Here is a 26,990-nt window from a genome sequence, read left to right on the forward strand (position 1 = left end):
AATTCTAATTATTTTGGAGGTTGATATTTTGATTATTAGCAAAAATATTAAGGATGGGAAGATTAAAGTAAGTAGCGAAGGGAGTAATTCAATGATTACTTTTTATAACAAGTCTATAGATGATTCGATGAAACTTCTAGATGTTAATAAAAGTGGATTAAAAGATGATGAAGTTACTCAAAGAAGAGAAAAGTATGGATATAACGAATTAGAAGAAGGTAAAAAGTTAAGCGCAATAGGTGTGTTTTTAAGTCAATTTAAAGATTTTTTAGTCATAATTCTTTTGGCAGCAGCAATAATATCAGCATTTTTAGGTAAACTAGAAAGTGCTATAGTTATCCTAGTTGTAGTTATAATTAACTCTATACTTGGGACAGTTCAGCATATTAAAGCTGAGAGATCTCTAAGCAGTTTGAAGGCATTGTCATCTCCAATAGCAAAGGTTCTAAGAAATAACACTAGAATTGAAATACCTTCTAGAGAAATAGTTGTTGGAGATATTATTTATCTTGATGCAGGTGATCATATAAGTGCAGATGGTAGGATAATAGAAAATTATAGTTTGCAGGTAAATGAAAGTTCTCTTACGGGAGAATCGGAAAGTGTTTTAAAGCATACAGAGGTAATAAATTCTACAGAGGTAGCTATAGGTGATAGAAAAAATATGGTGTTTTCGGGTAGCTTTGTGACCTATGGTAGAGCAGTGGTACTTGTAACTGATATAGGAATGAACACTGAAATAGGTAGAATAGCAAACCTACTTCAAAATGCTAAGGAAAAAAAGACACCACTTCAAGTAAACTTAGATAACTTCGGTAAAAAACTAGCTATAGTAATACTTGCTATTTCAGCTGTTATTTTAGTTTTAAATGTAATAAGAGGAAACAGCATAATAGACTCCTTTATGTTTGCAGTTTCATTGGCGGTGGCTGCTATACCTGAGGCTTTAAGTTCTATTGTTACTATAGTTTTAGCACTCGGAACTCAAAAGATGGCCAAAGAAAACGCAATTATGAGAAAGCTTCATGCAGTAGAGAGTCTTGGAAGTATATCGGTAATATGTTCTGATAAGACAGGAACCTTGACTCAAAATAAGATGACAGTACAACATGTTTATGTGGATGACAGAGTAATGGAAAAAGATAAGCTTAATAATGAAAATGAATTACAAAAAAAGCTGGTTTTAAGTTCTTTGCTTTGTAATGATGCGGTGACTATTGAGAATAAAGAAATTGGTGATCCTACAGAGGTTGCTTTAGTTAATTTCGGTGAGATATATGGATTTGATGAGTTAGAAATAAGAGACAAGTATAAGAGAATTGCGGAAGTCCCGTTTGACTCAGATAGAAAGCTTATGAGTACTTTAAATGAAGTTAATGATATGAAGATGATGGTGACCAAAGGTGCACTTGATGTACTTTTATCAAGAGCTACAATGATAGAAACCTCAAGAGGAAAAGAAACATTAACAGATGATCATAAAAAAGAGATAGAAAAAATTAATAAGGATTTTTCTTCAAGAGGGTTGAGAGTTCTTTCTTTTGGATACAAAGAGATTACTGATAAAAAAAATATATGGGTAGAAGACGAAAAAGATTTAATATTCCTAGGACTTATATCTATGATGGACCCACCAAGAGAAGAATCGATGAAAGCTGTTGCTGATTGTATTAGTGCCGGCATTAAGCCTGTTATGATAACTGGAGATCACAAGATAACAGCTTCAGCAATAGCAAAGCAAATTGGTATTTTAAAAGATGAATCTGAAGCTATGGAAGGCTATGAATTAGAAAAGCTTTCAGATGAAGAACTTAGAGAAAAGGTTGAAAGTATATCCGTATATGCTAGAGTATCTCCAGAACACAAGATTAGAATAGTAAGAGCTTGGCAAGAAAAAGGAAACATAGTTGCTATGACAGGTGATGGAGTAAATGATGGTCCAGCTTTAAAACAAGCAGATGTAGGTATAGCAATGGGAATAACAGGTACTGAGGTTGCAAAGGATGCCGCAGCTATGGTGCTAGCTGATGATAATTTTTCAACCATAGTAAAATCGATATCTAATGGCAGAAGCATATATGAAAATATAAAAAATTCAATAAAATTCTTATTATCAGGAAATACAGCAGGAATCTTATCGGTACTTTATGCAACACTATTTGCACTGCCGATACCATTTGCTCCAGTGCATTTATTATTCATTAACTTACTAACAGATAGTTTACCTGCTATAGCTATAGGACTTGAACCTCATAATAAAAATATAATGAAACAAAAGCCTAGAAATATTAATGTTCCAATATTAAGTAAAGAGTTTGGGTTAGAAGTTCTTGTAGAAGGTTTGATTATAGCGGTAGTTACAATGATTTCATTTCATATAGGACTTTCAACTGGAGATCACTCAGTAGCTACAGTTATGGCGTTCGCAACACTATGTCTTTCAAGATTATTCCATGGTTTTAACTGCAGAGCGAAACAATCAATATTTAAAATTGGTGTGTTTGCAAATCCCTTTGTATGGTATGCAGTTATATTAGGTGTGGTATTACTTACTTTTGTTCTTACTTTTAAGCCTATAATGGGAGTATTTGAAGTAGTACCTCTTAGTATTTCTCAATATGCTTGGGTTTACGGTTTAGCATTAATACCATTTGCATTAATTCAAACTTATAAACTTTTATTTGTAAAATCAGGTGGTACAGCAGGAGAGAGATTGTAATAAATTAAGGTGCCTCTCATAAAATTTTTTATTTAGGTTATGGAGAAGCACCTTAATTTTATAATTAATTATTAATAAAAATATAAAAAATAATTTGGATTAATGATGATTTTTATACAGTATAAACAAGCATCAAATGGTAAACCTATAAAAGAAGAATAATTTTAAATTTGAAATAAAGGGATTTAATCTTGAAATGGAGGTAAACTAGTAATGGGAACTAAGATTAGTAATACAAGAAAAAAGATGGCTTCCTTAGGATTAAAAAAGAATGAATACGGAGATTACGTATATATAGATCCAAATGATACATTGTCAGAGTTTGTACCAGTAAGAGGTAAGAAAAAAGAAAAATAGGAGATGATGCAAATGGATGATAATGCAATAAAAAAAGTAGCAGATTTGTTAAGTACTTACTCATATAAAGTAGATGCTCTAGTAGATGTCTTAGTAAAAAAAGATTTAATAACTAAGGATGAAATAAATGAATCATTAATGGCAGTAATGGATGATTCTGAGAAAGAGCCTTCAACAGATGAATATGTAATAGAAAAATTAAAAGAAAAGATCATTGTAAGATAAGAAGAATTAGGAACAAATATCAAGGACTATTAATAAAATAAATGTAGGAAACAAGTTGCAGCAGTTACCTGAGAAATGGAGCTGACAGGCATACATTGTTTTTTATAATAAATAAGGCTTTGCAGTCATTGTGTCTGCAGAGCCTTAATTTTTTACTGTCTAGGAAAGTGCAAAATTTTTTGCTATCCAAACCTAGTAATTTCAAGAGCTTAGAACAGTTATTTAGAGTAAACAGTAAAAAATAAAATTTATGTCGCCTGTAAGTTTCCTCATATAAATTCGGAAAGGCAGATGCGCAAAAAAAGTCGCTGAAAAAGGTCGCTTCAGCGACTTTTTTAATGTCCCAATATTGATTGTTTCACATTTTAGTTGGCATTATTTTGAAAAAATACATTTTAAATTATATGAAAATTTAAAAATAAATAAAGAATAAAATATTTAGAAATGAATATTGACAATGTAAGTAAATGAAGGTAACATTTATATGTAATCAAAGTAATTAAATGATAAATGAAGAAACAAATCACGTCTTAATATGTATTTAATTGTGTGATAATATATAATACTTATTATTGATAACTTGTACAATTTGTATCTTAAATAACTAAAGATATTCGATATCTAATATAATTTCTATAAATTATTCAAATCAAAACTTCTAAAATTATCATGTATATTTAATAAAAATACATGATACAGTCATAAATATTCTTTCAAAAATTCTTAAAATAATATTCCAAAACAAAACAAACCAATAGGTATGTCATTTCAACATTTTATACTATGAAGTCAAATCTATCTGCCAATCTAAACGATTACACAACTGAGCATAATATTTAGCCATTATAACTAGAAATGAAATATCTATATTTTATAAATGGTTTAGTACGCCTGAGGAGGTGAAGAAAGCTTTAAATAATTCATTAAATTTTAACCTTTTTTATTAAGCAGCTTTATTTTGCTATTAAAATTGCTAACTAAAATAATTTTTATATTTATTAGGAGGTAAAATGAATGTTCAAAAAGATTTATAAAACAGTATCAATATTTACTGTTCTACTTTTCATGGGATTATTTTTATCTGGTGTGAGTGCTAAGGCAGCAGATTATACAAGCGGTGTAAGTGTATCAGGAACCACTGCTACTATTTGGTTCAAGTCGAATGTAAGTACTACATGGGTAGATGTACACTATAAGATAAATTCAGGAACTCAACAAAACTTTAGAATGACTTATAACAGCGCAGCAGGCAGATATGAGCAAAACGTCACAGTTGCATCAGGAAATGTTATATCTTATGCATTTACTTACAACAATGGGACACCAGCATATGATACAGCATGGGTTGACTATACCGTAGGATCAGGTACTACTAATCCTCCTACAACAAGTGGTTCAATATACTCAATTGCAGCTTCTTCAATACCAACACCGACTGTAAGTGGTGCAGTTAATGTTAAGGTTATGAATGGAACAAATGGAGCATATGCAGATAGTAATATATATTGGGGTGTATTAGGAATAAACCCTGCTACAGGAAAATGGTGTTACTTAGATTTGAATGGTAACTTAGTACCAATATCAAATGCATTAAATGATGCTACAGGTCACTTAACAAAGAACGGCGTTAATTATGCTAATATTTATCACAAAGTAAGTGAAGCAAACTGGGTACAAATGCCTAAGATAACATCAGGAAGAATGTTCTTAAGCGTTGGTTCACCATGTTATATAAAGACTTATGATACAGGTTTTGCAGGTCCTAACGTAGACAATACTACAGATCCAAATAGAGATGTATATTTTGATTTTGTCGAATTTACAGTAAATGATACTGGATATCATGGAAATACAACAAGAGTTGATGGTTTTGGATTCCCAATCCAACACAGATTAGTTAATAAAGCTGGTAACTATGATAAAACTGTTGGTGAACTAGAGTCAGAAACTAGATCAGGAATATTTACAAAATACCAAAGTGAAGTTCCAACAGAATTTAAGTCTTTAGCTACAGTTCAAGCACCATATAGAATTGTTGCCCCAATCCATGGTTCATTTGCAGTAGGTGGAGCAAATGCTAACTACTTTGCAGGATATTCAAGCTATTCAACACAAGATATATTACTAGGAACAAATGGATTACAACAAAATCCTCAAATATGTGCTGCAATAAACAGACATGTATATACTGATACCGCAAATTGGAATAATCCAACTGCATACTATAAAGCTTCTCCAGCAAATTACTATGCTAAATTCTGGCATGATCACAGCATAAATAGTCTTGCATATGGCTTCTGTTATGATGATGTTAATCAACAAGCAGCTTACCTTGAAGTAGGAGATCCTAAAGGATTAATAATCAGAGTTGGCTGGTAAAATAAATCAATTAAATTAAATTTGGAAAAGGCTATTAGCAAAGAAATCATGCTAATAGCCTTTTCAATTTTTATTTTTTCAAATAAAAACTATAAAAATATATTTTTTAAGTGATTACTATATCGTTATATACTCAAAATACGCACTACTTTTTACAGTGCTCCTGAACTTGTACTAATGCTTCCCCGAATCTTTGGAAGTGTACAACTTCTCTTTCTCTTAAGAAATATAGTACGTCAAGTACGTCTTTATCATCGATTAATTGAATTAATCTTTCATAAGCAGCTCTTGCTTTTTGCTCAGCAGCCATATCTTCATGTAAGTCAGCTATTGGATCAGTAGTTGCTTGTATATATGCGCCAGTCCATGGAATACCATTTGGATCAGAAGGGTAGGCAGCTGTGCCATGTACAACATAGTAAGAATCAAAACCTTCAGCTTTTATTTCTTCTGGGGTAGCCTTTCTAGTAAGTTGATAAATCATTGAAGAAACGATTTCTAAATGAGCCAATTCTTCAGTTCCGATATCAGTTAACAATCCTTTTGTTTTCCCAGTAGGCATTGTATATCTTTGGCTTAAGTATCTGATAGAAGCACTAAGTTCGCCATCAGGACCACCTAATTGAGTCATAATAATCTTTGCTGTCTTCAAATCAGGGGTTTTAATATCTACGGGATATTCTAATCTTTTTTCATAATACCACATTCATTATTCCTCCATTAATTTAATTTGCTTCTCTTTCCCATGGCCATGGTTCTGAAACCCATTGATCCCAGCATTCAGCTGGTTCAAGACCAAAGTTGGTTAGAGGACCATAGTTTGATACATATTCTTTTCTTAGTGCTTTAAGTTTTACAGAAAGGTAATTCAATCGTTCTAAAGCATCTTTACAATCAGGATGAGTATCTAGGTAAAGACTAAGATCTACTAAGTAGAAGCCTACTTGTTGAATCATGCAAAGTAATTTCTTTTGTTCCATTAGTACTCCCTCCCATGTTTCTTCTTTTCATAAGGTCTATATAAATCATTGAATATAGTGCCACGTCCAAAAGCGGTCTTTATATCATATAGATCTTTAAATGGTTGAGGTAATACATAAGCTTCTGCATAGTCTAGCTTAAGCTCATCTTTCATCTTAAATACGTCACTCATAAGATATCCTCCAGTAATTAAATTTTTAAATTCGGCTCTGTATTATATAAGTATGTATCTTTAGAGCATAATGACACAGCTTTTTAATTCTATTTAAATTCTGAAAAGCATATAATTATAATTAATAGCTCCGTAGAGTATTTCATGTTGAAGTTAAATAGTTATCCAATCGATGCTTCACTTCATAACAGATTTTATATTTTCAAATTCTATGCTTAGAATCTAGCAGAGTTTTGAAAGTAGTTTAATAATCGAAGTATTGTATCCTTGACTAAAACTTAAATAAAAAAATATGAAAATTATTGTTGACAACCTATTTTTTAGTAATTATAATAAGAACAAGCAATTGAAACTAAATAAAGATCTTATCGAGAGTGGTGGAGGGATAGGCCCTGTGAAGCCCAGCAACCAGTATTTCATTATACATGGTGCTAAGTCCAACAGCGTTAGCTGAGAGATAAGTATGTGTGTTTATCATACCTCTTTCTCAGTAAAGAGGTTTTTTATTTTACATGATATAATAATTAAATATTTAATATTTCTTATCAAGAGAGGTTGAGGGACTGGCCCTACGAAACCTCGGCAACCTTCAGATCCATTTATCTGAAAAGGTGCCAAATCCTGCTTTAGGATCATTACCTAAAGAAAGATGAGAGATGGTAGAGTTTTGTGGTTAATTATACCTTCTTTCGTCATACATTTTTGAGAAAGGAGGTATTTTTGTTTTATTCTCTAGGAATTAAAGAGCCAATATTAATGAAATTATTTGATTTTAATATATACAAAACAATTATTTAATTGAAATTTAGTATTTGTCATTATAGAAAATAAATCATTTAGAATGAGGAGAGATTAATATGAGTGAAGAAAGAAGTTTAAAATTTGATACATTACAGGTACATGCAGGTCAAGAAGCAGATCCAACAACAGGATCAAGAGCAGTTCCAATATATCAGACAACATCATATGTATTTAACAGTGTTGAACATGGGGCTAATCTGTTTGGATTAAAAGAAACTGGAAATATATATACTAGAATAATGAATCCAACTACAGATGTTTTTGAAAAGAGAATAGCAGCACTAGAGGGTGGAATAGCAGCACTTGCAGTTGCATCAGGTTCAGCGGCTATAACATATGCTATTATAAACATTGCTGAAGCAGGTGATGAAATAGTTGCGGCTAGTACATTATACGGAGGAACATACAATTTATTTGGAGCTACCCTTCCTAGATATGGTATAAAGACAGTGTTTGTAAATCCAGATGATCCAGAAAACTTTAGAAATGCGATTACAGAAAAAACAAAAGCACTTTATATTGAAAGTATAGGTAACCCTGGAATAAACCTTGTTGATATAGAAGCTGTTGCAGCTGTTGCTCATGAAAATGGAATTCCACTAATCGTTGATAATACTTTTGGTACACCATATCTAATAAGACCAATCGAGTTTGGAGCTGATATAGTAGTACATTCTGCTACTAAGTTTATAGGTGGACATGGAACTTCAATCGGAGGAGTAATAATAGATGCTGGAAAGTTTGATTGGGTAGCAAGTGGGAAATTTAAAGGTCTTACAGAGCCGGACGAAAGCTATCATGGTATAAGGTTCGCACAAGATGTAGGAGCTGCTGCTTATGTTACTAAAGCTAGGGTTCAATTGTTGAGAGATACTGGAGCTGCAATAAGCCCATTTAACTCTTTCTTATTCATTCAAGGACTTGAAACATTATCTTTAAGAGTTGAAAGACATGTTTCTAATACTAAGAAGATAGTAGAATTTTTAAGCAAACATCCTCTAGTTTCTTGGGTTAGCTATCCAGGATTAGAAGGAAACAAATATAATGAGCTTGCTAAAAAGTACTTCCCTAAGGGAGCAGGGTCAATATTTACTTTTGGTATAAAAGGTGGAACTGAAGAAGGAAAGATTTTTATTGAAAGTCTTAAAATCTTCTCACATCTTGCAAATGTTGCAGATGCTAAATCATTAGTAATACATCCAGCTAGTACAACACATGCTCAATTAAATGAAGAACAACAATTTTCTGCAGGAGTAACTCCAGATCTAATAAGGTTATCTATCGGAATTGAAGATGCAGATGATTTAATATATGATTTAGACCAAGCCTTAAATAAGATAGTTAAATAGCATAATTTCAAGATCAACATTAATTATAGATAAATAATTTTGCCTCCTAAGATATTAATCTTATATAAATGTATTACTTCTTGAAGAATTTTTTAAAAATTCGTTCCTTAGATATGAGGGGAGTCAAATGTATTTGAGGACTAGAAGTGGTATGGAATTAACCTATTGATGATAAGAAACTACACCTTAAGCATCAATAGGTTAATTTATTTTAAAGATTGATTCTACACATGTGAAAATGAATGTTGCCATGAATGTACGTATTCATCTAAAACTTTGTGTAGTACTTCACCTATTCGTGAGTAAGACTCATCGCTTAGATTAGCAAGTGAAATTCTAATGGACCATTCAGGACCGTGAAAGCCACTTCCACTTAAAAGTACTATAGAAGATTCTTCAGCTAAACGGAACAAAATATCTATTGGTTTATGATTTTTTTGAAGGTATTCGGCAAACTCATCTCCGTAATAATGACAAGCCCACTCTAATAAATCGAATTCTGTGTAATAGGCAGCATCATAAGGATCTTTTCTAAGGTCAAGACCTAAGCCATCAAAAAGTAGTTTTTGGCGTCTGTGGCATATATCAATTGTTTGTTGTTTATACACATTTTTATCATCTAACAAGGAAAATGCACAGAAAAATGCCATTTGAACCTGTTGAGGTGTAGAAAGCCCAGCTGTATGATTCAGTGCCACTTGCCTACTGTCAGCAACTATTCTGTCAATGAATAGGACATTATCTGGATCAGAAGATAAATCTCCGTATCTTTGTCTAAGTTCTTCTTTTATAAATTCTGGATGCATTCTTAATAGCTTATCAAAAACATTTCTTTCATGTAATGCTATGGTTCCTAGCCTCCAGCCAGTTACTCCAAAATATTTAGAAAACGAATAAACACCAATGGTGTTATAAGGCAAGTCAGCCATTAATGAACGGAATTTAGGAACAAAAGTACTATATACATCATCAGATATAATCATAAGATTAGGATTATGATTATTCACAATGTCCATTATCACTTTAACTGATTCATTTTTAATAGCCACTGAAGGTGGGTTACTAGGGTTAACTACAAACAAGGCTTTTATGGATTTATCTTTCAGTTTTTCTAGTTCATCCTTAGGGTATTGCCATGTATGTGTGCCGTCTTCAGTAAGTTCTGTAGCTCTTATTTTAATAACCTCAAAATTATATCTAGGCAAAAGTGGAATCTCCAAATATGGAGTAAAGATCGGTGTCATTAAAGCTATTTTATCACCTCTTGCCAACAGTTCATTTGCTATAAGAGAATCAAATATATAACACATAGCAGCAGTCGCACCTTCTACAGCGAAGATGTTAAATATGCCTTCTGGTGGCTTATTATAACACATCTCTTGAACTAAATAGGAGTTAACAATCTGTTCAATATGAACAAGCATTCTGTCTGGTGAAGGGTAGTTATCACCTATTATTCCATCAGCAAGTTCTTGAACCCAGCTATCTGGATCAAATCCTTTTTCAACTATGCCATAATCTATAATTCGTTTTAATAGATCTATTCCTGGTAAGGTTGAATTAGATTTTACATAATTGTAAAAACGATCTGCAATTCCTTGACGTCTAGGCATTCCAGCTAGATCACCTTCACACCAAGTATTTCTTGTTTCTTGAACAGCAAATAATCCAAAGGTGAAAAATGCTTCTCTAGGAGTAGCAGCAGTCCAGTTTGGATTACCTCTTCCTGCATCTAATAGTGTATGAGCACTTTTTTCCTTTTGTCCGTTTGCTAAGCTGATAAGTCTGTTTTTAAATTCAAAAGGACTAATTTTTCCATAAATTCTTTCTAGTTCCTCTCTTTGTACATTAAAATTATCCATGTATATCACCTCTAATTTTTCTGTGATTTTTATATATTCATATGCACTTTTATAGATGGTTCACTTCGACCTTTTGAGTAACTAAAAGTCTAAAAATCTCTATGTTTATAATTACCGATAAATATAAATATTATTTATTAAATGTAAGTGGCAGATTTTTTATATGATTATTAAGGTATTTGTAAAGCTTGATAAGTATATATATTATTCGGAAAATTATGAAAATTTTAATTGCAAAAAAATTATATAAGGTAAATAATAAGAATAATAAGAAGAATAATATAAATTTAAGGTGGTGCTTTTAGTATGAAACAACATTTAATAGGAAAACAGTTAAAAGAAATTGGTTATGACGATAGGATAAAGCTTCTTTCCTTAGTCACAGGACTTACAAGAGAGTACTTAGCAGATGAATACAAAAGAGATGATAAGCATGAAGATGATTTGCTTTTGAAATATGGATATGACGTAAAAGTAGGAGAGCTTATCGAAATTATTCAGGATTATACTGGACAGTTTCCAGCGCCTACTCTAAATAATCAACAGTATGAAGTTGTTGTAAGTTTGAAAAATAATAACGGAGAAGTAATTGAAGCAAAATCCGGTCTGCAAGAAACTTATTGTGATGCGCTGTATGAAATAGTAAAGTTTTTATTGAATAATAATTATATTGATTTACTATAGTCTAATAGCTCACTCATATAGCATCTCCAGTATAAGCAATTAATTTCAATAATTCTCCTAAACAAGCCCTATAAATAAAAGGTTCCTTTACTAAAACTCAATTTATATCTGATAGAAAATTCTAAAGGTATAAATTAATATAGATGAACCACTTCATAACTAAATTTATATTTTCAAATTCTCCTCTAAGAAAATAGAGGAGTTTTGAAAATATATTTCGGATTGAAGTGGTTCATCTTTATAGAGTTCCTAATTCAACTATTAATTTATACATGCCCGAAAATCCCCAGAAACCGGGATTTTCGAACAAGTATAAATTAAGTTTCGATATAGGAACTCTTTAGTTTAAGTTGGAACCCTATGAATGGTCAAAAATTAGTTGTTTATTATCGATATACAAACTGGATTAGGCACACTTAAATCACATTCAAGCTTTTCTAATAAGCCAGTATCAGCGTTTGATTTATATAAAATTATTGAATTTGTGTTTTGATTAGCTGCTATTAAGAAATTTCCACTTGGATCAAAGGAAAAATCTCTTGGGCCTTCTCCAAAGGTTGATATATAATCAACAAAAGTAAGTAAGCCTGAGCGGCCATCAATTGCAAAAATAGAGATGGTGTCGCTACCTCTATTTGAAGTATATAAAAACTTTCCATTAGGACAAATTCTTATTGCTGCACCAAGATTATGTCCTTCGTAATCTTTTGGAAGAGAGTTAATTGTCTGTAGCTTTGTTATAACTAGTTCATTATCTTCATAGCTGTATACATCCACATTAGCATTAAGTTCATTTATAACATAAAAGAAGTTAAATTCCTTGTGAAATATTAGATGACGTGGACCAGAACCAGGTTCCGATTGTATAACTTTTTTGTTGTGCTCGTCCAATACACCAGTATTTTTATCAAATGGATAAAAGGTTATAGTGTCTCTTCCAAGATCAACAACTGCTAGATGTTTTTCACTAGGAGTAAGATAGCAATAATGAACATGAGGTTTTTCTTGACGATCAGCAACTATCCCAGAGCCATCCCCAGTATGTTTGATAACTGATGTAGGGGTTGAGAGAGTACCGTCCTCTTTTATAGGAAGTACTGTTATAGTAGCTTCATGATAATTTCCAGCAAAGACATATTTATAGTCGTTATCAAAGGAAAGATGACAAGGGGATTTTCCTTCATCCAAAAAAGTATTTAATTCAGTAAGAGTAGCATCATTGTTCATCTTGAAAGCTCTAACTCCACCGAAATCTTGTTGTTTCAACACAGCGTATAATAGATTTCTTTCTTTGCAAGTAATGACGTATGTAGGGTGTGCAAGTGTAGCAACTGGCTGTAGATTGCTTATTTGATGATTTTTATGATCGAATTCAAAGGAATATATTCCTTTACTATCACCATATGTGTACGTGCCTACATAAACTAGTGACTTATCATTGTTTATACTCATGCAATTAACCTCCAAATGTTATCTCAATATAGATTATGAGATTATTAAGAATTTATAATAAATTGTTTTAGTTAAATTATACCTTAGTATAAATAGGTAGGTAAATGTATTATTTACTCTACCTATTTTCTAAAACAGAAAATTTATCCTAAAAATTCTGGAGTTTCTTGATAATCTGAGCGAATGGCCTTTTGTACTATAGTGAATTCCACATTATCACTAATATCATCTACAGAAAATTCGTATATTGTTCCACAATTTTTACAGTGTAGAAAGTCTTTTTCTTTAACTTTTTTTCTATCATCAAACATAAAAGGTGTTTCTTCTGCTCTTCTAATTGATCTATCAGAACTTGAACTGCTTATATCGTATGTATAAACATATGTAGCTTCACGTTTAATTTCTAAATTATTGCTAGAGCACTTTTGACATTTTAAGTTATTATCCATACTCATAATAAAATTCCTTTCTATATCTATAACTTATCTATATTTATTATTGCTTTATAAAGTAATTTTTAAACAAATATATAATATTTGATTAATTCAGCTATCAGTGTGGAATTATATAATATAATTGCAATTTTTATTGCAATTAGTAAGGTAATTTGGTAAATTGTTCAATATAAATATAAATATAGATTGGTATCATATTTTTTTTAGGGGGATTTATGAATAAATTATATTATTTGCTTATTTTTATACCAATTTCTTTTTTATCAAAAGAAGTTTTTCATCTAAGTCCAATACTAACTTTTATATTTACAGCCTTAGCAATAATACCGCTAGCTGGACTTATGGGAGAGGCAACAGAGGAGTTGTCGGTATATCTTGGATCAAGACTGGGAGGATTTCTAAATGCTACTTTTGGAAATGCTACTGAGTTAATACTTGCTATATTTTCGCTTAAGGCAGGATTGTTAGAAGTAGTTAAAGCATCTATCGCAGGATCAATAATAGGAAATATTTTACTGGTACTTGGAGCAAGCATGTTTATTGGAGGAACTAAGTTTAAGGTGCAAAAATTCTCCAAAAACAGTATTAATTTTTCATTGAGTATGCTTACCTTCGCAATAATAGGCGTAATAATACCTGCAGCATTTACAGATAATATAACTGTAGCTGATGTTAATCCTATGAAATATGAGAATCTCAGTGTTTTAATAGCAGTTATAATGCTGCTTATATATATAAGCAGTTTGTACTTTTCGTTTTTTACACACAAAGATATATTTGGAACTGAGCATGAAGCTCTTACAGGAAAATGGAGCAAGAAAAAAAGCATAATGGTATTGGTAGTTGCAACTATATTTGTTGCTTTTGAAAGTGAGTTTCTTGTATCAAGTATAGAACCGATGACGGAACAACTACATTTAAGTAATTTATTTGTTGGACTTATAATACTTCCTATAATAGGAAATGCAGCGGAGCATTCAACTGCTATAGTTACGGCTCTAAAGAACAAGATGGATATATCAGTAGAGATAGCTATCGGATCAAGCCTACAAATAATCCTTTTTGTCGCTCCGGTGTTAGTACTATTGAGCTTAGTATTCACACCTATGGCTTTAATTTTCAATAAATATGAATTGATTTCTCTAGTGTTAGCCGTTATAATTGCAAATAAGGTTGCTTATGATGGAGAGTCTAACTGGCTTGAAGGACTTCAATTGATGAGTGTGTACTTAATAGTTGCAGTGGCATGTTTTATAGTGGGATAATAAAATATAGATTAGCTTATAAAGTGGTATATCTTGAGGTATACCACTTTAGTGTTAAAATACTATATAGAGAAAAAGTAAGTGATGTACTTATTTATAGAATAAACTTAAAATAGAACTAAAGAGGTGATAGAAATGGCAAAAGTAAATGCTAGAAACAATGATTTTTTGAATACTGCAAAAACAAAAGCATCTCCAAAGATATACTCAATCTTAGTTGATTTGGTTAATGATGGCAATGAAGAGCTTGCTGAGCTAGTTTTGAAAATAGATTATCTTTTGCAATATTCAAGTTCATGTATAAAGGACAAAGATTGGGATGAGGCAAGAGAAAGTCTTGATAAAGCTAAAAGTAGAATAGAAAAGTTAGAGGAAAGTAATACAGATACAGAGTATCTTAGATACCTCTATGAAGGCATAGAAAGTAAATGCAAAAAATAGGTGTTGTTAAACATAGCCTAAAAATAAAACTCTAACATCAGAGTAATAATTCTATCCTCTGGAACATATAGATAAACAACTTGAATTATTAATAAATATTTGTGTGCCAGGGGGAGATATTATGCCTGATAAGGGAAAGAGCAAGAGTGGTTCAACAAAAAATAACGGTAAGAAGCAAGATACTAAGAAAAATCCAAAGAAAAAGTAATCGTTTATAAACTAATAGTTTTACTTTTATTAAAGAGTAAACAAACCAGCAGATATGCTGGTTTTTTCATATTAACTGAAATTAAGGTGCTCATACTTCCGATGCTTTGATGAGTTTCGTGAAGAATTAATACAACTTTTTCTGATAAAATGGCTAAAATTTTATAACTCACTGCGTTCGGACAATAAAATTTCTTAACGCTATTTTATCTCCAAAAGTTGTTTAATTCTAATCACTTACTCATATAGCATCTCTAGTATAAGCACCTTAATTTCTAAAATAATATAAAATAATGTTAGTATTTTTAATTATCTCAAAGTAAAATAGCTAAAACTGTATAACTCACTTCGTTCGGACAATAAAATTTATTAACGCTGTTTCACTTACAAAAATCATTTAATTCTAATAGCTCGCGCATAGAGCGTCTCCTGTATAACCAATTAATTTCAAAGGCATATTAAAAAAGCTAGTAATAGTGGAAAAGAAGCGATATTGCCAATAATGTTTCGATTAACTTCGTAGAGAAATACCTGGATAAAACAGTACATTGAAAACAGGATTAATGTGTATTATAATACTTAACAAAACTAAAGATGTACCATAATTAGAAAAGTATGTTCAAGGCTTATGAGAGCTGAGTGTAGGCTTAGAAAATAAAAATTCTATTATGAAGTGGTATGTCAATATATACGGAAAGGTAGATATACGAAGATGACAAAGGATCCAAAGGATACAAGAGTGGTTGTGGGTATGTCAGGTGGAGTAGATTCTTCTGTTGCAGCGCTGTTACTAAAAAAGCAAGGCTACGAGGTTATCGGGGTTTTTATGAAAAACTGGGATGAAGAAGATGAAAGTGGTGTATGTACAGCAGTAGATGATTATGATGATGTTAGAAGAGTGTGTCAGAAACTTGAAATACCTTACTATACAGTTAATTTTGTAAGAGAGTATTGGAATAAAGTGTTTCAATATTTCTTGTCTGAATATAAAAAAGGAAGGACACCCAATCCTGATGTAATGTGTAATAAGGAGATAAAGTTCAAAGCTTTCCTTGAATTTGCTATGAAGGTAGGAGCGGACTATATTGCAATGGGTCACTATGCTCAAGTTGATTTTAAAGATGGAGAATATAGATTACTTAGGGGAAATGATTCCAATAAAGATCAAACATATTTTCTTTGTGAACTTAATCAATATCAATTGTCTAAAAGTATGTTTCCTATAGGACATCTTAATAAATCAGAAGTAAGAAAAATAGCTAAGGAAAATGGACTCGCTACTGCAGATAAAAAAGATAGTACTGGAGTATGCTTTATAGGAGAGCGTGATTTTGATAAGTTCTTAGATAATTATCTCCCTGCTAAGAGTGGAAAGATTATGACTTTTGATGGAGAGATAAAAGGAGAACATTTCGGATTAATGCATTATACCTTAGGGCAGAGAAAAGGGCTAGGAATAGGTGGAGAAGGAGAGCCTTGGTTTGTGGCTGAAAAAGATCTACAAAACAATATCTTATATGTAGTTCAAGGGGAGAAAAATCCTAAGTTATATTCATATGGACTTATGGCTACTGATATTAATTGGATAAGCGATAAAGCAAAATTAGATAGTTTTAGGTGTACAGCCAAGTTTAGGTATAGACAAAAGGATCAAGATGTAACAGTTTATATAAAAGAAAATGATTGTTGTGTAGTGGAATTTAACGAACCACAGAAGGCTATAACACCAGGTCAAGTTGTTGTGTTCTATGATGAAGATAAATGTCTTGGTGGAGGAATAATAGATAATACCTTCAAAAATGAAGAGGAATTGAAAAGATATATTTAGTATTAATAAAAAGAAGGTGTTTATCCCATAAAGACACCTTCTTTTTTGACTATTAAAATTATTATGTGTTAAGTTGAAAGTTATATGCATGTAAAATGTAACTAAAAGTGTGCTGGATAGGTTTGTTAAAGTAACAGATATAATGGACCTTTTAATAGTATTTTATTTATAACAAAAAAATAATAGCACTTGAAGTTTAAGGAACTAATAAGGTAAAATAAATGTATATTTATGTTGAAATATGATAAAAGATGCAGAGGATAATCTTACAGCATTTGTAGGAGGGATCTATATTAGTAAGGGCATTATAAAAAAATTAATAAACTTTATTATTATCTTTATAGTATGTGTATCAATGGACATTACTAAAGCTAGCGCAATTGAAAGCGATACGAAATTCAAAAGAGTTGAAACTGAAAATGGATTATCTCAAACATCTGCTCAAATTATTATTCAAGATTCAAAAGGATATATGTGGATAGGGACATCTGATGGTGCTAATAGATATGATGGACATCAATATAAGACCTATAAATATGAATTGGACACTAAGAACAGTCTTACTTCAAATAACGTAGATGATATTGTTGAAGATAACAATGGATTAATATGGTTAGCTACTAGCAAGGGATTAAACAAGCTTGATCCCAGTACTGAAAAGATAACAAGGTATACAAGTGATGAGAATAATGTCAATACTTTATCCAGTAGTAATGTATGGGCTCTTTTAAAGGATAGGGATGGCAATATATGGGTTGGAACAACAGCAGGGCTGGATATATATAATAAGGCTACAGATAGTTTCTATAGGTATAACAATAATCCAAAGGATGATAATAGTTTAAGTAATAATTTTATAACATGTTTGTTTCAAGATTTGGATGGATTGATATGGATAGGAACTAAAAATGGACTTAATAGTTATGATCCTTCTAAAAAACAATTTACAAGATATTTTAGTAACGAAAATTCAGATGGAAGCAATAATAATTATATAACAAAGATATGCGAAGATAGTAGTGGAAATATATGGGTAGGTACAAATGGTAGCGGACTAAGAAAATACAACAAGTATAAGAATACCTATGTAGAGTATAGAAATAAAGTTGAGGATAAAAGTTCAATTCCATCAAATAGTATCCAAGCCTTATATAAGGATTCCTTAGGAAGCTTATGGATAGGAACAAATAATGGCTTGAGTAAATACGATAGCGTTACAAATAAGTTTGTTAACTATAAAAACAAGTACTATGATCCAAAGAGCCTCGTAAATGATGATGTCGTAAGTATATATCAAGATAGATCAGGACTTATTTGGGTAGGAACCAATAAAGGAATAAGTACTTTTCAGACTTATGTGAATTTTAAAAATTATTCTATGAACCCTGCAGAAAAAAATGGCTTAAGTGATGATATGATAAGCGGTGTATATGAAGATAATGAAGGAATGCTTTGGATTGGAACAAATTCTGGAACTCTAAATATGGTTAATAGATCTACTGGTGAGGTTAAGTACTATGAAAATGGGTCTAACTCTAAAATAACAAGTTTAAGTGGAGATTCTGAGGGCCATATTTGGGTATCTACTGAAAATGGGTTGTATGATTTCAACAAAAATACTAAAGAGTTTAAATTATATACTACTAGTGGTAAGAATGATAAAACTGAAAATACTTCTATTGCAGATAAAAATGTTAAGTTTACATATGAAGATAAGAGTGGAATTCTTTGGATCTGTACTAGAGATGGCTTGGATTCTTTAGACATAAGAAGTGGGCAAGTTACTCATTATAAAGATCTATTTAAGCAGAATGGTGTAACCGATAGCTTTATTTCGTACATATATGAAGATAGTGAAGGTGTAATGTGGGTTGGCTGTGGTCTAGATGGTGGACTTATAAGATTTGATAGAAAATCAAATAAGATAAAGATATACAGAAATAATAGCAATGATAAAAATTCTCTTACTTCTAATAGCGTAAAATCTATAGCAGAGGATAAGCTAGGCAACATATGGATTGCTACGAATCATGGGTTAAATAAACTAAATAAGGAAAAAGAGCAATTTGAAAGATATACAGAAAAGGACGGACTTGTTAACAACTATTTGTACGGTGTTTTAATAGATGAATATAATAATCCATGGGTAAGCACTAATGGAGGAATTTCAAAGTTTGACGTAAATAAAAATACCTTTATAAATTATGATGAATCAGATGGACTTCAAGGGAACGAGTTTAATGAATATTCTTTTTATAAAAGTTTTTCTGGAGAAATGTTTTTTGGAGGTATAAATGGATTAAATAGTTTTTATCCTTCGGAAATCATTCAAACAGGATATACACCAACTGTTTCCATACAGAAGCTTAAAGTTTTCAATAACGATATTAATATTGAGAATGAAGTGCAACTTAAGTATAATGAAAACTACTTTACTTTTAATTTCTTTGTTACTGACTACAAGAATACAAATAAAAATGAATATGCCTATATGTTAGAAGGCGTGGATAAGGATTGGGTTTATTCATCCAACAGAAACATAGCGTCATATACTAATATAAATAGTGGTACTTATGTATTTAAAGTAAAAGGGAAAAATAGTAGTGGAGTTTGGAGTAAGCCTGTCAGTGTAAAAATTATAATAAGTAAACCACCATGGAAATCAATTTATGCTTATTTGATATATGCGCTTATATTGGCAGCTATTATATATTTCATATGGAATTATGTAAATATCTTGGAGAACTTGGTTAAACAAAGAACTTCGGAGCTTAAAAGTAAATTTGAAGAAAATGAGCAATTATATGCGAAATTAATCGACAATGAAAAATTTAAAAATAATTACTTTATTAATTTATCTCATGAATTAAGGACTCCGTTAAATGTTATTCTTTCAGCAGTCCAATTGGTAAACAACTATGATGAGGAACAGAATCGGATAAGTAGATATAAACTTAAAAGCTATATGGATATTGTGGATAGAAATTCTAATAGATTATTAAAGGTTATTAATGATTTAATAGACTCATCAAAAATAGAAGCTGGGCAATATAAGCTTAGATTTATTGAGACTGATATAATTAATGTAGTTGAAGAAACAGCACTTTCAATGAAAGAATATATTGAAAATAACGGATTGGAGCTTATAATTGATCCAGATATTGAGGAGAAAAAGATTGAATGTGCTCCTACAGAAATTGAAAGATGTGTTATAAATCTTCTTTCCAATGCTGTTAAATTTACAAATAAAGGTGGGCGGATTACGGTTTTAATAAATGACTTAGGTGAGGATGTAAGAATAACCGTAAAAGACACAGGAATTGGTATATCACAAGAAGATCAAGACATGATATTCCAAAGATTTAGCCAAGTAGATAATAATTCTATGACTAATAAAATGGGAAGTGGAATTGGTTTGACTTTAGTGAAAAATTTGGTTGATTTACACAATGGAACAATAAGAGTGAGAAGTAAATTAAACGAAGGTAGCGAATTTATAATGACATTACCAACAAAAGTAGTATAGAATATATAGATGATTCCTAATGACCATATTTAGTTATTAGGAATCATCTATTTAAAAAAACTATTCATAGAATTTGTTATCATTTACTATAACAAATTTAGTTTTTGATTATAAAATATTATTATAATCAATTGTATTTTAGAAATAATAATTATGTTATTCCGGATAGAATTAATCGAGATCTAGAAAGATTGTTTATAGTAAGATAGTAGGGCGATACTATCAGAGTATGGATATATTGATAGAAATATATAGTTATTAATATTTATAAATGAACATAAAGAGACATTCATAGAAATTAAAATGCAAATTAAATTAGGAAGTTGTACATCTGTAGTTGATTATATTATTTTAAATTTTGTATAATATATATAGAATATATACAATAGGCATATATATAGGTTTTTATACATCAGTAATGTGCTTTGTTAATATTTTAAGCTTCTATAGGGTTTCCAGCTCAACTATTAATTTATACATGCTAAAAGTCATATGTACGTAATTTTCGAACAAGTATAAATTAAGTTTCGACACAGGAGCCCTTTATCAAGAATGATATTAATATATAAATTTAGTTATGAAGTGGTTAGTTTAAAGATATACCAGTTCAAAACGAAATCTATTTTTGAAACTCTCACGGCTTCTGGTAAGAGGATTTAAAAATATAAGTTTTGTTACGAATTGGTACATCCATAAAGAATAAAAACATAAGAATGTAGGATGGGTGATTTTGTGAAAGTTTCAACTAAAGGAAGATATGGATTAAAAGCATTAATAGATTTAGCTATTAACTCAGGAGAAGAAACTGTTACTATTAAGAGTATTTCAGAGAGACAAAATATATCAGAAGGATATCTTGAACAAATATTTTGTGTGCTTAGAAGAAGTGGCTTAGTAATTGGCAGAAAGGGTGCGCAAGGAGGATACTCTTTACCTAAGTCTCCTAGTGAGATAACGGTAGGAGAGATACTAAGGATTCTAGAAGGTAGTTTGGTTTTAGTAGATATAAATCATGATAAGGATATAGATAGTTTAGATAAGTGTATAAATGATAATCTTTGGGATATGATAAATAAGAAAATAAATGATTATTTTGATTCAATAACCCTTGAAGATTTGGTTAATAAGTACAAAGATAGTACTGATAGCATCGTATACTTTATTTAAGAGAGTATTAAAGGGCTTTATTATTGAATAAAGTCCTTTAATTTTATCTAAATACACTAGATTAGTTATTTTGGTTATACTAATCTAGTGTATTTAATTTGGGCTTATCTATAAAGAGTTCATATGTCGAAACTTAATTTATACTTATTCGAAAATTACGGCTTCTGGGAATTTTCGGACATGTATAAATTAATAGTTGAGCTAGGAACTCTATAACATAAATTTTGATGCAAATATAATAAAGATTTAATAGTATATTAAGATTGATTTGCTATAATAAGAATAATAGAGATGTTTTAGAATTTTCAATAAATTTATATAAATATTTTGAACACTAGGAAGGAGTAAAGGTTAAATGGATGATAAAATAGTAGATTTTAATGAGCTCAAAAATAAAGCGAAGGATAAGGATGTAGATAAGTTCGAAGATTATATCTACGGTCTGTATTACTCGGTAGCTCAAGGTACACTATCTATGGCTGATTTTACTACAAAAATAATGAAGTATATGGAAGAGAATAATATTTCACAAGAAAAATTCTTTAATATGCAAAAGAAGCTTATGGAGAGATATGGATTTGATTCTAGCTTTTTAGAAAACCAAGCTAAAATCTTAGGTATTAATCCTAATTCTGTTGGAAACTTGGGGGCAGGTCAAAATTATGAAGCTATGAGAAAAACTATTAGTTTTACTGAAAAATATAAAGGTAAAACAATTCCTAAAAGTGTACTTACTTACAGAGTTAGTAATAAGGTAAATGAGTTAGAGCTAATATTGGAAGGCGATAGTGTCATATTAAAAAGTAATAAGAAGATTGATCTTCAAGATGTAGAATTAAACGAATTTTTATGTTCATATAAGAAACTTCAAGATGATAAAAATTTAAAGATATCTATTTGTGAGAACGTGGGAGAGTATGAATATTAATTATTGTAAGGAGCATGATAAAATGTTTTTATGTTTTTAAGAATTATGCGCAATATATGCAAGTTTATAAAAATATATTACAAAATGACTCTACAAGTGTGATTTTTTAGAGTAGATTACAAAAATATACTTTTCATGAAAAAATATAGTGTAAATCAGTGTTTTAGTGTTGAAATTTACAAGATAATATGCTATATTTTTTTCAGTTATAATAATATCCAATTATGAATAATTATAACTAAGGATGAATAAGTTTGAAATTAATTTATTTATCTGTTAATAAATAAAACTTCTTTTTTGGCAGTGAAGCCAATAAGGGGGTTTTCTTTTTTCTAAATTTAAAAATTAATAAAAAAGGAGTTGTTAAGGTGTGACAGAGGATGTTTTTCTTCAATTGTCTAATGTTAGTAAAAGCTTTGATAGAGGTGAAAATGTTATAAATGATTTGAACCTTGATATTAGGAAGGGTGAATTTTTAACTTTACTCGGTCCTAGTGGTTGTGGTAAAACTACTACACTAAGAATGATTGCTGGTTTTGAATCACCAAGTGCTGGAGATATTGTAATTGATGGAGATAATATGACAGATAAATCTCCACATGAGAGATGTGTAAATACAGTATTTCAAAACTACGCATTGTTTCCACATATGAATATTTTTGATAACATAGCCTTTGGGTTAAAAATGAAGAAAGTTTCAAAGAGTGATATTAAGAGTAAAGTAGCTGAAATGCTGGCCATGGTTCAACTAGAAGGCTTTGAGTATAGAATGCCTTCGCAGTTAAGTGGGGGGCAGATGCAGCGTGTTGCTATAGCTAGAGCAGTAGTAAACAATCCTAAAGTTTTACTCTTGGATGAACCATTAGGCGCGTTAGATTTAAAGCTTAGAAAGCAGATGCAATTGGAACTCAAGCATCTTCAGAAGCAGCTTGGAATAACTTTTGTTTTTGTAACTCATGATCAAGAAGAGGCATTAACTATGTCCGATAGAATTGTGGTTATGAATAAAGGTATTATTGAACAAATAGGAACTCCAGAAGAACTTTATGAGAATCCTAAAACAAGATTCGTAGCTGATTTTTTAGGTGAAACTAATCTTTTAGATGGAGAAGCTATAAAAATTAAGGAAACTGAGGTTCTGCTTAACCTTGAACAAGAGCAAGATATAATAAGGATTCCGAATAAAAGTTATGAAATAGGTGATAAATTTACTGTTTCAATCAGACCTGAAAGGATAAAGATAAAGGAAAATCCAGAAGAAAATGATGTATGGCTTCAGTGCAAATTTAAGGAGAGAATTTACATAGGTTCAAGTGTGAAAACAGTGGTACTACTAAAAAATGGAAAAGAAATAGTAGTAAATGAACCCATAGGTCATGACTATAAGTTTAAGGATTTGAGTAAGGATATATTTGTAACTTGGAATCCACAAAATACAGTAGTTATAAAAGCGTAAGAGGTGATTATATTGAAAAAGAAAATTTTTAAAGATAATCTCTTAGCGAAGCTTACAACTACAGCTCCTATAGCATTATGGATGTTAGGTTTTTTCTTAATTCCATTAGTACTTATTGTTATAGTAAGCTTTTGTATTAGAGGTGAAGTAGGAGATGTAGTTTATTCTTTCACTGGTGATAATTATAAGAGACTTATAAATACTTTGTATATAACTATATTTTTTAAATCTCTACTTATTGCAATTGGAACAACAGTAATCTGCTTAATATTTGGATATCCATTTGCATTTATAATTGCAAGAGCAAATAAAGCTATAAAACCAATATTGCTGCTATTAATAATACTTCCTTTTTGGACAAACTCATTAGTTAGAACTTATGCGATGATTATATTACTACGTACAGAAGGAATTATAAATACTTTGTTGTTAAATATAGGAATGATAAAAGTACCGCTTCATCTAATGTATAATAACACTGCCGTAATGATAGGTATGCTTTACATGATGTTCCCATTTATGGTACTACCATTATATTCTTCTATAGAAAAGCTTGATATGAGAATTCTAGAAGCAGCTGATGATTTAGGAGCTGGACCGATGGACAAGTTCTTGAAAATTACACTTCCTTTGACAAAAGGAGGGATACTTTCCGGTTCGTTATTAGTTTTTGTCCCTACCCTTGGATTGTTTTTTGTTACAGATTTAATGGGGGGAAGCAAAGTTGTACTTATGAGTAACCTTATAAAAAATCAGTTTTTAACTGCTAGAGATTGGCCTTTTGGAGCCGCTATTTCAGTAGTGTTGATAATTATAATGATTGCGCTTATAAGCTTATATACAAAGCTTGGTGGTAAGGTTGATAAAAGGGAGGTGCTTTAATTATGAAAAAGAAAAAAGGAAACATATTAAAGATATCCTATGCCTTTCTAATGTATATGTTCTTGTATGTACCAATAATGGTACTCATAGCATTTTCCTTCAATTCATCTAAGTTAAATGTAGTTTGGACAGGATTTACTTTTAAATGGTATCAAAGTTTAATTCATAATGCAGGAATATTAGAAGCAGTTAAGAATTCCTTTATAATAGCCATTGTTAGTACTATAATATCTGTTGTAATTGGTACACTTGCTTCAGTTGGTTTATATAGATATGAGTTTAGAGGGAAAAAGGTTCTTGATACCATTCTATATATACCACTTGTTATACCTGAAATAGTCATGGGGATTTCTCTTCTTGCCTTCTTTTCTATAGTGAAAATGGATTTAGGTAGGTTATCTCTTATAATTGCACATGTGACTTTTAGTGTAGCTTATGTTGTAGCTGTAGTAAGAACAAGATTAGATGGTTTTGATAAGGCTGTAGAAGAAGCGGCTATGGATTTAGGTGCTAGTGCACTTAAAACTTTCTTTTATGTTACCTTACCGATAATTATGCCAGGTGTTATAGCAGGAGGATTACTTGCATTTACATTATCTTTGGATGATGTAATAATAAGTTTTTTCGTAGCCGGTCCAGGAAGCGTAACCTTACCTTTAAAGATATTTTCAATGGTCAAGTTTGGCGTTACTCCTGAAATAAATGCATTATCTACAATAATATTGCTTTTTACAGTTATAATAATTGTACTTTCAGTAGTGATGAGAAATGTGAATTTAAGTATGAAAAGGGTAGGTGGTATACTTACTGCTATATTTGTATTAGTTGGGGGCTCAAGCTATGGGGTGTGGGCATATGCTAAGGCTAATGAAGAACCGGAGCAAGTTCTTAATGTTTTCAATTGGTCAGAATATTTACCACAGTCAGTAATTGATAAGTTTGAGCAGACCTATAATATTAAAGTGAACTATAGTACTTTTTCTTCAAATGAAGAGATGTTAGCAAAGCTTATGGCTGGTGGAGGACAGTATGATATAGCTGTTGCCAGTGATTTTATGGTTGAGATATTAAAAAAGCAAAATTTAATTCAACCTATGAATACAGATGCTTTACCTAATTTAAAGAATATCGGCAGTCAATTTTTAAACTTACCTTTTGATGAAGGAAATAAGTATAGTGTGCCTTATATGTGGCTTGCAGGTATAATAGCTTATGATAGTTCAAAAGTTCCAGAGGGAACTATAACTAGTTATGCTGATCTTTGGAAACCGGAATTTAAAAATTCGCTTACGATTTTAGATGATGAAAGAGCTATTATTGGAATGACTTTAAAGAGATTAGGTTATTCCTTAAATGAGACAAGTCCTGAAGCTTTAAAAAAAGCAAAAGATGAACTGAAAAAACTTCAACCTAACGTTAAATCTTATGATAGTGATAGTCCTAAAACAAGCTTAATTAATGGTGAATCAAAAGTAATATTTGCTTGGGGAGCAGAAGCCAGCCTTGCTAAACGAGATAATCCTAATGTTAAGTATGTGATTCCTAAGGAAGGACTTTTCCTACAACAAGATAATTTTGTTATTCCACAAGGAGCTAAGAACGTAAAGGCTGCAGAACAGTTCATTAATTTCATTATGGAACCTGAGATAAGTGCGGAAATATCTCAATATTTTCCTTATGGAAATCCTAACACAGCAGCTTATCCATATATAGGCGATAAAATAATGAAAGATGAAGCGGTTTATCCTGCTGATGATGAGGTTAAAAAGGGAGAATATCTAAAAGACATTGGAGATCACGTAACTGAGTTTGATAAGATTTGGTCTGAAGTGAAACAATAATTTTAAATATTCG

Annotated in this window: 21 protein-coding genes and 2 riboswitches; of the genes, 15 read left to right on the forward strand and 6 right to left on the reverse strand. The window is 30.8% G+C overall.

Annotated elements, in window-relative coordinates; all coding sequences use genetic code 11:
• Window positions 1-91 precede the first annotated feature (91 nt).
• From bsdtw1_RS03975 to bsdtw1_RS03990, 4 genes are all read left to right on the forward strand, one after another.
• Window positions 92-2,719 (forward strand): cation-translocating P-type ATPase, encoded by a 2,628-nt coding sequence (locus bsdtw1_RS03975; protein ID WP_183279729.1) that lies wholly within the window; start codon window positions 92-94, stop codon window positions 2,717-2,719.
• Window positions 2,720-2,932: 213 nt separating this feature from the next.
• A complete protein-coding gene (locus tag bsdtw1_RS03980) occupies window positions 2,933-3,076 on the forward strand; it encodes a hypothetical protein (RefSeq protein ID WP_183276309.1) in 144 nt (47 codons plus the stop codon).
• 12 nt (window positions 3,077-3,088) lie between these two features.
• The gene (locus bsdtw1_RS03985) at window positions 3,089-3,301 is read left to right on the forward strand and encodes a hypothetical protein (protein WP_183276310.1); all 213 of its coding nucleotides are present in this window, start codon (window positions 3,089-3,091) and stop codon (window positions 3,299-3,301) included.
• A 1,014-nt stretch (window positions 3,302-4,315) separates the two neighbouring features.
• Window positions 4,316-5,680 carry a glycoside hydrolase family 64 protein gene (locus tag bsdtw1_RS03990; protein WP_183276311.1) on the forward strand — a complete coding sequence of 455 codons (1,365 nt, stop codon included), beginning with the start codon at window positions 4,316-4,318 and terminating at the stop codon, window positions 5,678-5,680.
• Between the two features lie 145 nt (window positions 5,681-5,825).
• Here bsdtw1_RS03990 and bsdtw1_RS03995 read toward each other — a convergent pair whose 3' ends face one another.
• From bsdtw1_RS03995 to bsdtw1_RS04005, 3 genes are read right to left on the reverse strand one after another with little or no spacing between them, the layout of a single operon-like run.
• Window positions 5,826-6,386 (reverse strand): manganese catalase family protein, encoded by a 561-nt coding sequence (locus bsdtw1_RS03995; RefSeq protein WP_183276312.1) that lies wholly within the window; start codon window positions 6,384-6,386, stop codon window positions 5,826-5,828.
• Between the two features lie 19 nt (window positions 6,387-6,405).
• On the reverse strand, window positions 6,406-6,660 hold the full coding sequence (locus tag bsdtw1_RS04000; protein WP_183276313.1) for a spore coat protein CotJB: 255 nt from the start codon (window positions 6,658-6,660) through the stop codon (window positions 6,406-6,408).
• Window positions 6,660-6,833 (reverse strand): spore coat associated protein CotJA, encoded by a 174-nt coding sequence (locus tag bsdtw1_RS04005; RefSeq protein WP_244638107.1) that lies wholly within the window; start codon window positions 6,831-6,833, stop codon window positions 6,660-6,662. The genes bsdtw1_RS04000 and bsdtw1_RS04005 overlap by 1 nt, the downstream gene beginning before the upstream one ends.
• A 362-nt stretch (window positions 6,834-7,195) precedes the next feature.
• Window positions 7,196-7,297: riboswitch (SAM riboswitch) on the forward strand.
• A gap of 75 nt (window positions 7,298-7,372) precedes the next feature.
• Window positions 7,373-7,489, forward strand: a riboswitch (SAM riboswitch).
• A gap of 201 nt (window positions 7,490-7,690) precedes the next feature.
• Here bsdtw1_RS04005 and bsdtw1_RS04010 point away from each other — a divergent pair.
• On the forward strand, window positions 7,691-8,983 hold the full coding sequence (locus tag bsdtw1_RS04010) for a homocysteine synthase (RefSeq protein WP_183276314.1): 1,293 nt from the start codon (window positions 7,691-7,693) through the stop codon (window positions 8,981-8,983).
• Between the two features lie 224 nt (window positions 8,984-9,207).
• Here the strand turns inward: bsdtw1_RS04010 and aspD are convergent, their stop codons facing one another.
• A complete protein-coding gene (aspD, locus tag bsdtw1_RS04015) occupies window positions 9,208-10,845 on the reverse strand; it encodes an aspartate 4-decarboxylase (RefSeq protein ID WP_183276315.1) in 1,638 nt (545 codons plus the stop codon).
• Between the two features lie 306 nt (window positions 10,846-11,151).
• Here aspD and bsdtw1_RS04020 point away from each other — a divergent pair, with 306 nt between their 5' ends.
• Window positions 11,152-11,529 carry a hypothetical protein gene (locus bsdtw1_RS04020; protein ID WP_183276316.1) on the forward strand — a complete coding sequence of 126 codons (378 nt, stop codon included), beginning with the start codon at window positions 11,152-11,154 and terminating at the stop codon, window positions 11,527-11,529.
• Between the two features lie 375 nt (window positions 11,530-11,904).
• Here the strand turns inward: bsdtw1_RS04020 and bsdtw1_RS04025 are convergent, their stop codons facing one another.
• Both bsdtw1_RS04025 and bsdtw1_RS04030 read right to left on the reverse strand, forming a co-directional pair.
• A complete protein-coding gene (locus bsdtw1_RS04025) occupies window positions 11,905-12,981 on the reverse strand; it encodes a lactonase family protein (RefSeq protein ID WP_183276317.1) in 1,077 nt (358 codons plus the stop codon).
• A gap of 143 nt (window positions 12,982-13,124) precedes the next feature.
• On the reverse strand, window positions 13,125-13,436 hold the full coding sequence (locus bsdtw1_RS04030; protein ID WP_183276318.1) for a hypothetical protein: 312 nt from the start codon (window positions 13,434-13,436) through the stop codon (window positions 13,125-13,127).
• Between the two features lie 215 nt (window positions 13,437-13,651).
• On the opposite strand from bsdtw1_RS04030, the gene cax reads away from it, so the two are divergent.
• The 9 genes from cax (at window position 13,652) to bsdtw1_RS04075 (ending at window position 26,977) form a co-directional block, all read left to right on the forward strand.
• Complete coding sequence (gene cax / locus bsdtw1_RS04035) at window positions 13,652-14,701, forward strand: calcium/proton exchanger (RefSeq protein WP_183276319.1); 1,050 nt, start codon at window positions 13,652-13,654, stop codon at window positions 14,699-14,701.
• A 135-nt stretch (window positions 14,702-14,836) separates the two neighbouring features.
• Entirely contained in the window at window positions 14,837-15,142 is a 306-nt protein-coding gene (locus tag bsdtw1_RS04040) for a hypothetical protein (RefSeq protein ID WP_183276320.1), read from the forward strand.
• A 919-nt stretch (window positions 15,143-16,061) separates the two neighbouring features.
• Entirely contained in the window at window positions 16,062-17,177 is a 1,116-nt protein-coding gene (gene mnmA, locus bsdtw1_RS04045; protein ID WP_183276321.1) for a tRNA 2-thiouridine(34) synthase MnmA, read from the forward strand.
• A 355-nt stretch (window positions 17,178-17,532) separates the two neighbouring features.
• The gene (locus tag bsdtw1_RS04050) at window positions 17,533-20,703 is read left to right on the forward strand and encodes a ligand-binding sensor domain-containing protein (protein ID WP_183276322.1); all 3,171 of its coding nucleotides are present in this window, start codon (window positions 17,533-17,535) and stop codon (window positions 20,701-20,703) included.
• Window positions 20,704-21,435: 732 nt separating this feature from the next.
• On the forward strand, window positions 21,436-21,870 hold the full coding sequence (locus tag bsdtw1_RS04055; protein ID WP_183276323.1) for an RrF2 family transcriptional regulator: 435 nt from the start codon (window positions 21,436-21,438) through the stop codon (window positions 21,868-21,870).
• 355 nt (window positions 21,871-22,225) lie between these two features.
• Entirely contained in the window at window positions 22,226-22,798 is a 573-nt protein-coding gene (locus bsdtw1_RS04060; RefSeq protein ID WP_183276324.1) for a DUF3867 domain-containing protein, read from the forward strand.
• A gap of 370 nt (window positions 22,799-23,168) precedes the next feature.
• Window positions 23,169-24,254 (forward strand): ABC transporter ATP-binding protein, encoded by a 1,086-nt coding sequence (locus tag bsdtw1_RS04065; RefSeq protein ID WP_183276325.1) that lies wholly within the window; start codon window positions 23,169-23,171, stop codon window positions 24,252-24,254.
• A 12-nt stretch (window positions 24,255-24,266) separates the two neighbouring features.
• Window positions 24,267-25,136 (forward strand): ABC transporter permease, encoded by an 870-nt coding sequence (locus bsdtw1_RS04070; RefSeq protein ID WP_371874652.1) that lies wholly within the window; start codon window positions 24,267-24,269, stop codon window positions 25,134-25,136.
• A gap of 2 nt (window positions 25,137-25,138) precedes the next feature.
• Window positions 25,139-26,977: an extracellular solute-binding protein gene (locus bsdtw1_RS04075; protein WP_183276326.1), complete on the forward strand. Its 1,839-nt coding sequence runs from the start codon at window positions 25,139-25,141 to the stop codon at window positions 26,975-26,977.
• Window positions 26,978-26,990 lie beyond the last annotated feature (13 nt).

Source organism: Clostridium fungisolvens (assembly GCF_014193895.1).
GTDB lineage: Bacteria > Bacillota > Clostridia > Clostridiales > Clostridiaceae > Clostridium_AR > Clostridium_AR fungisolvens.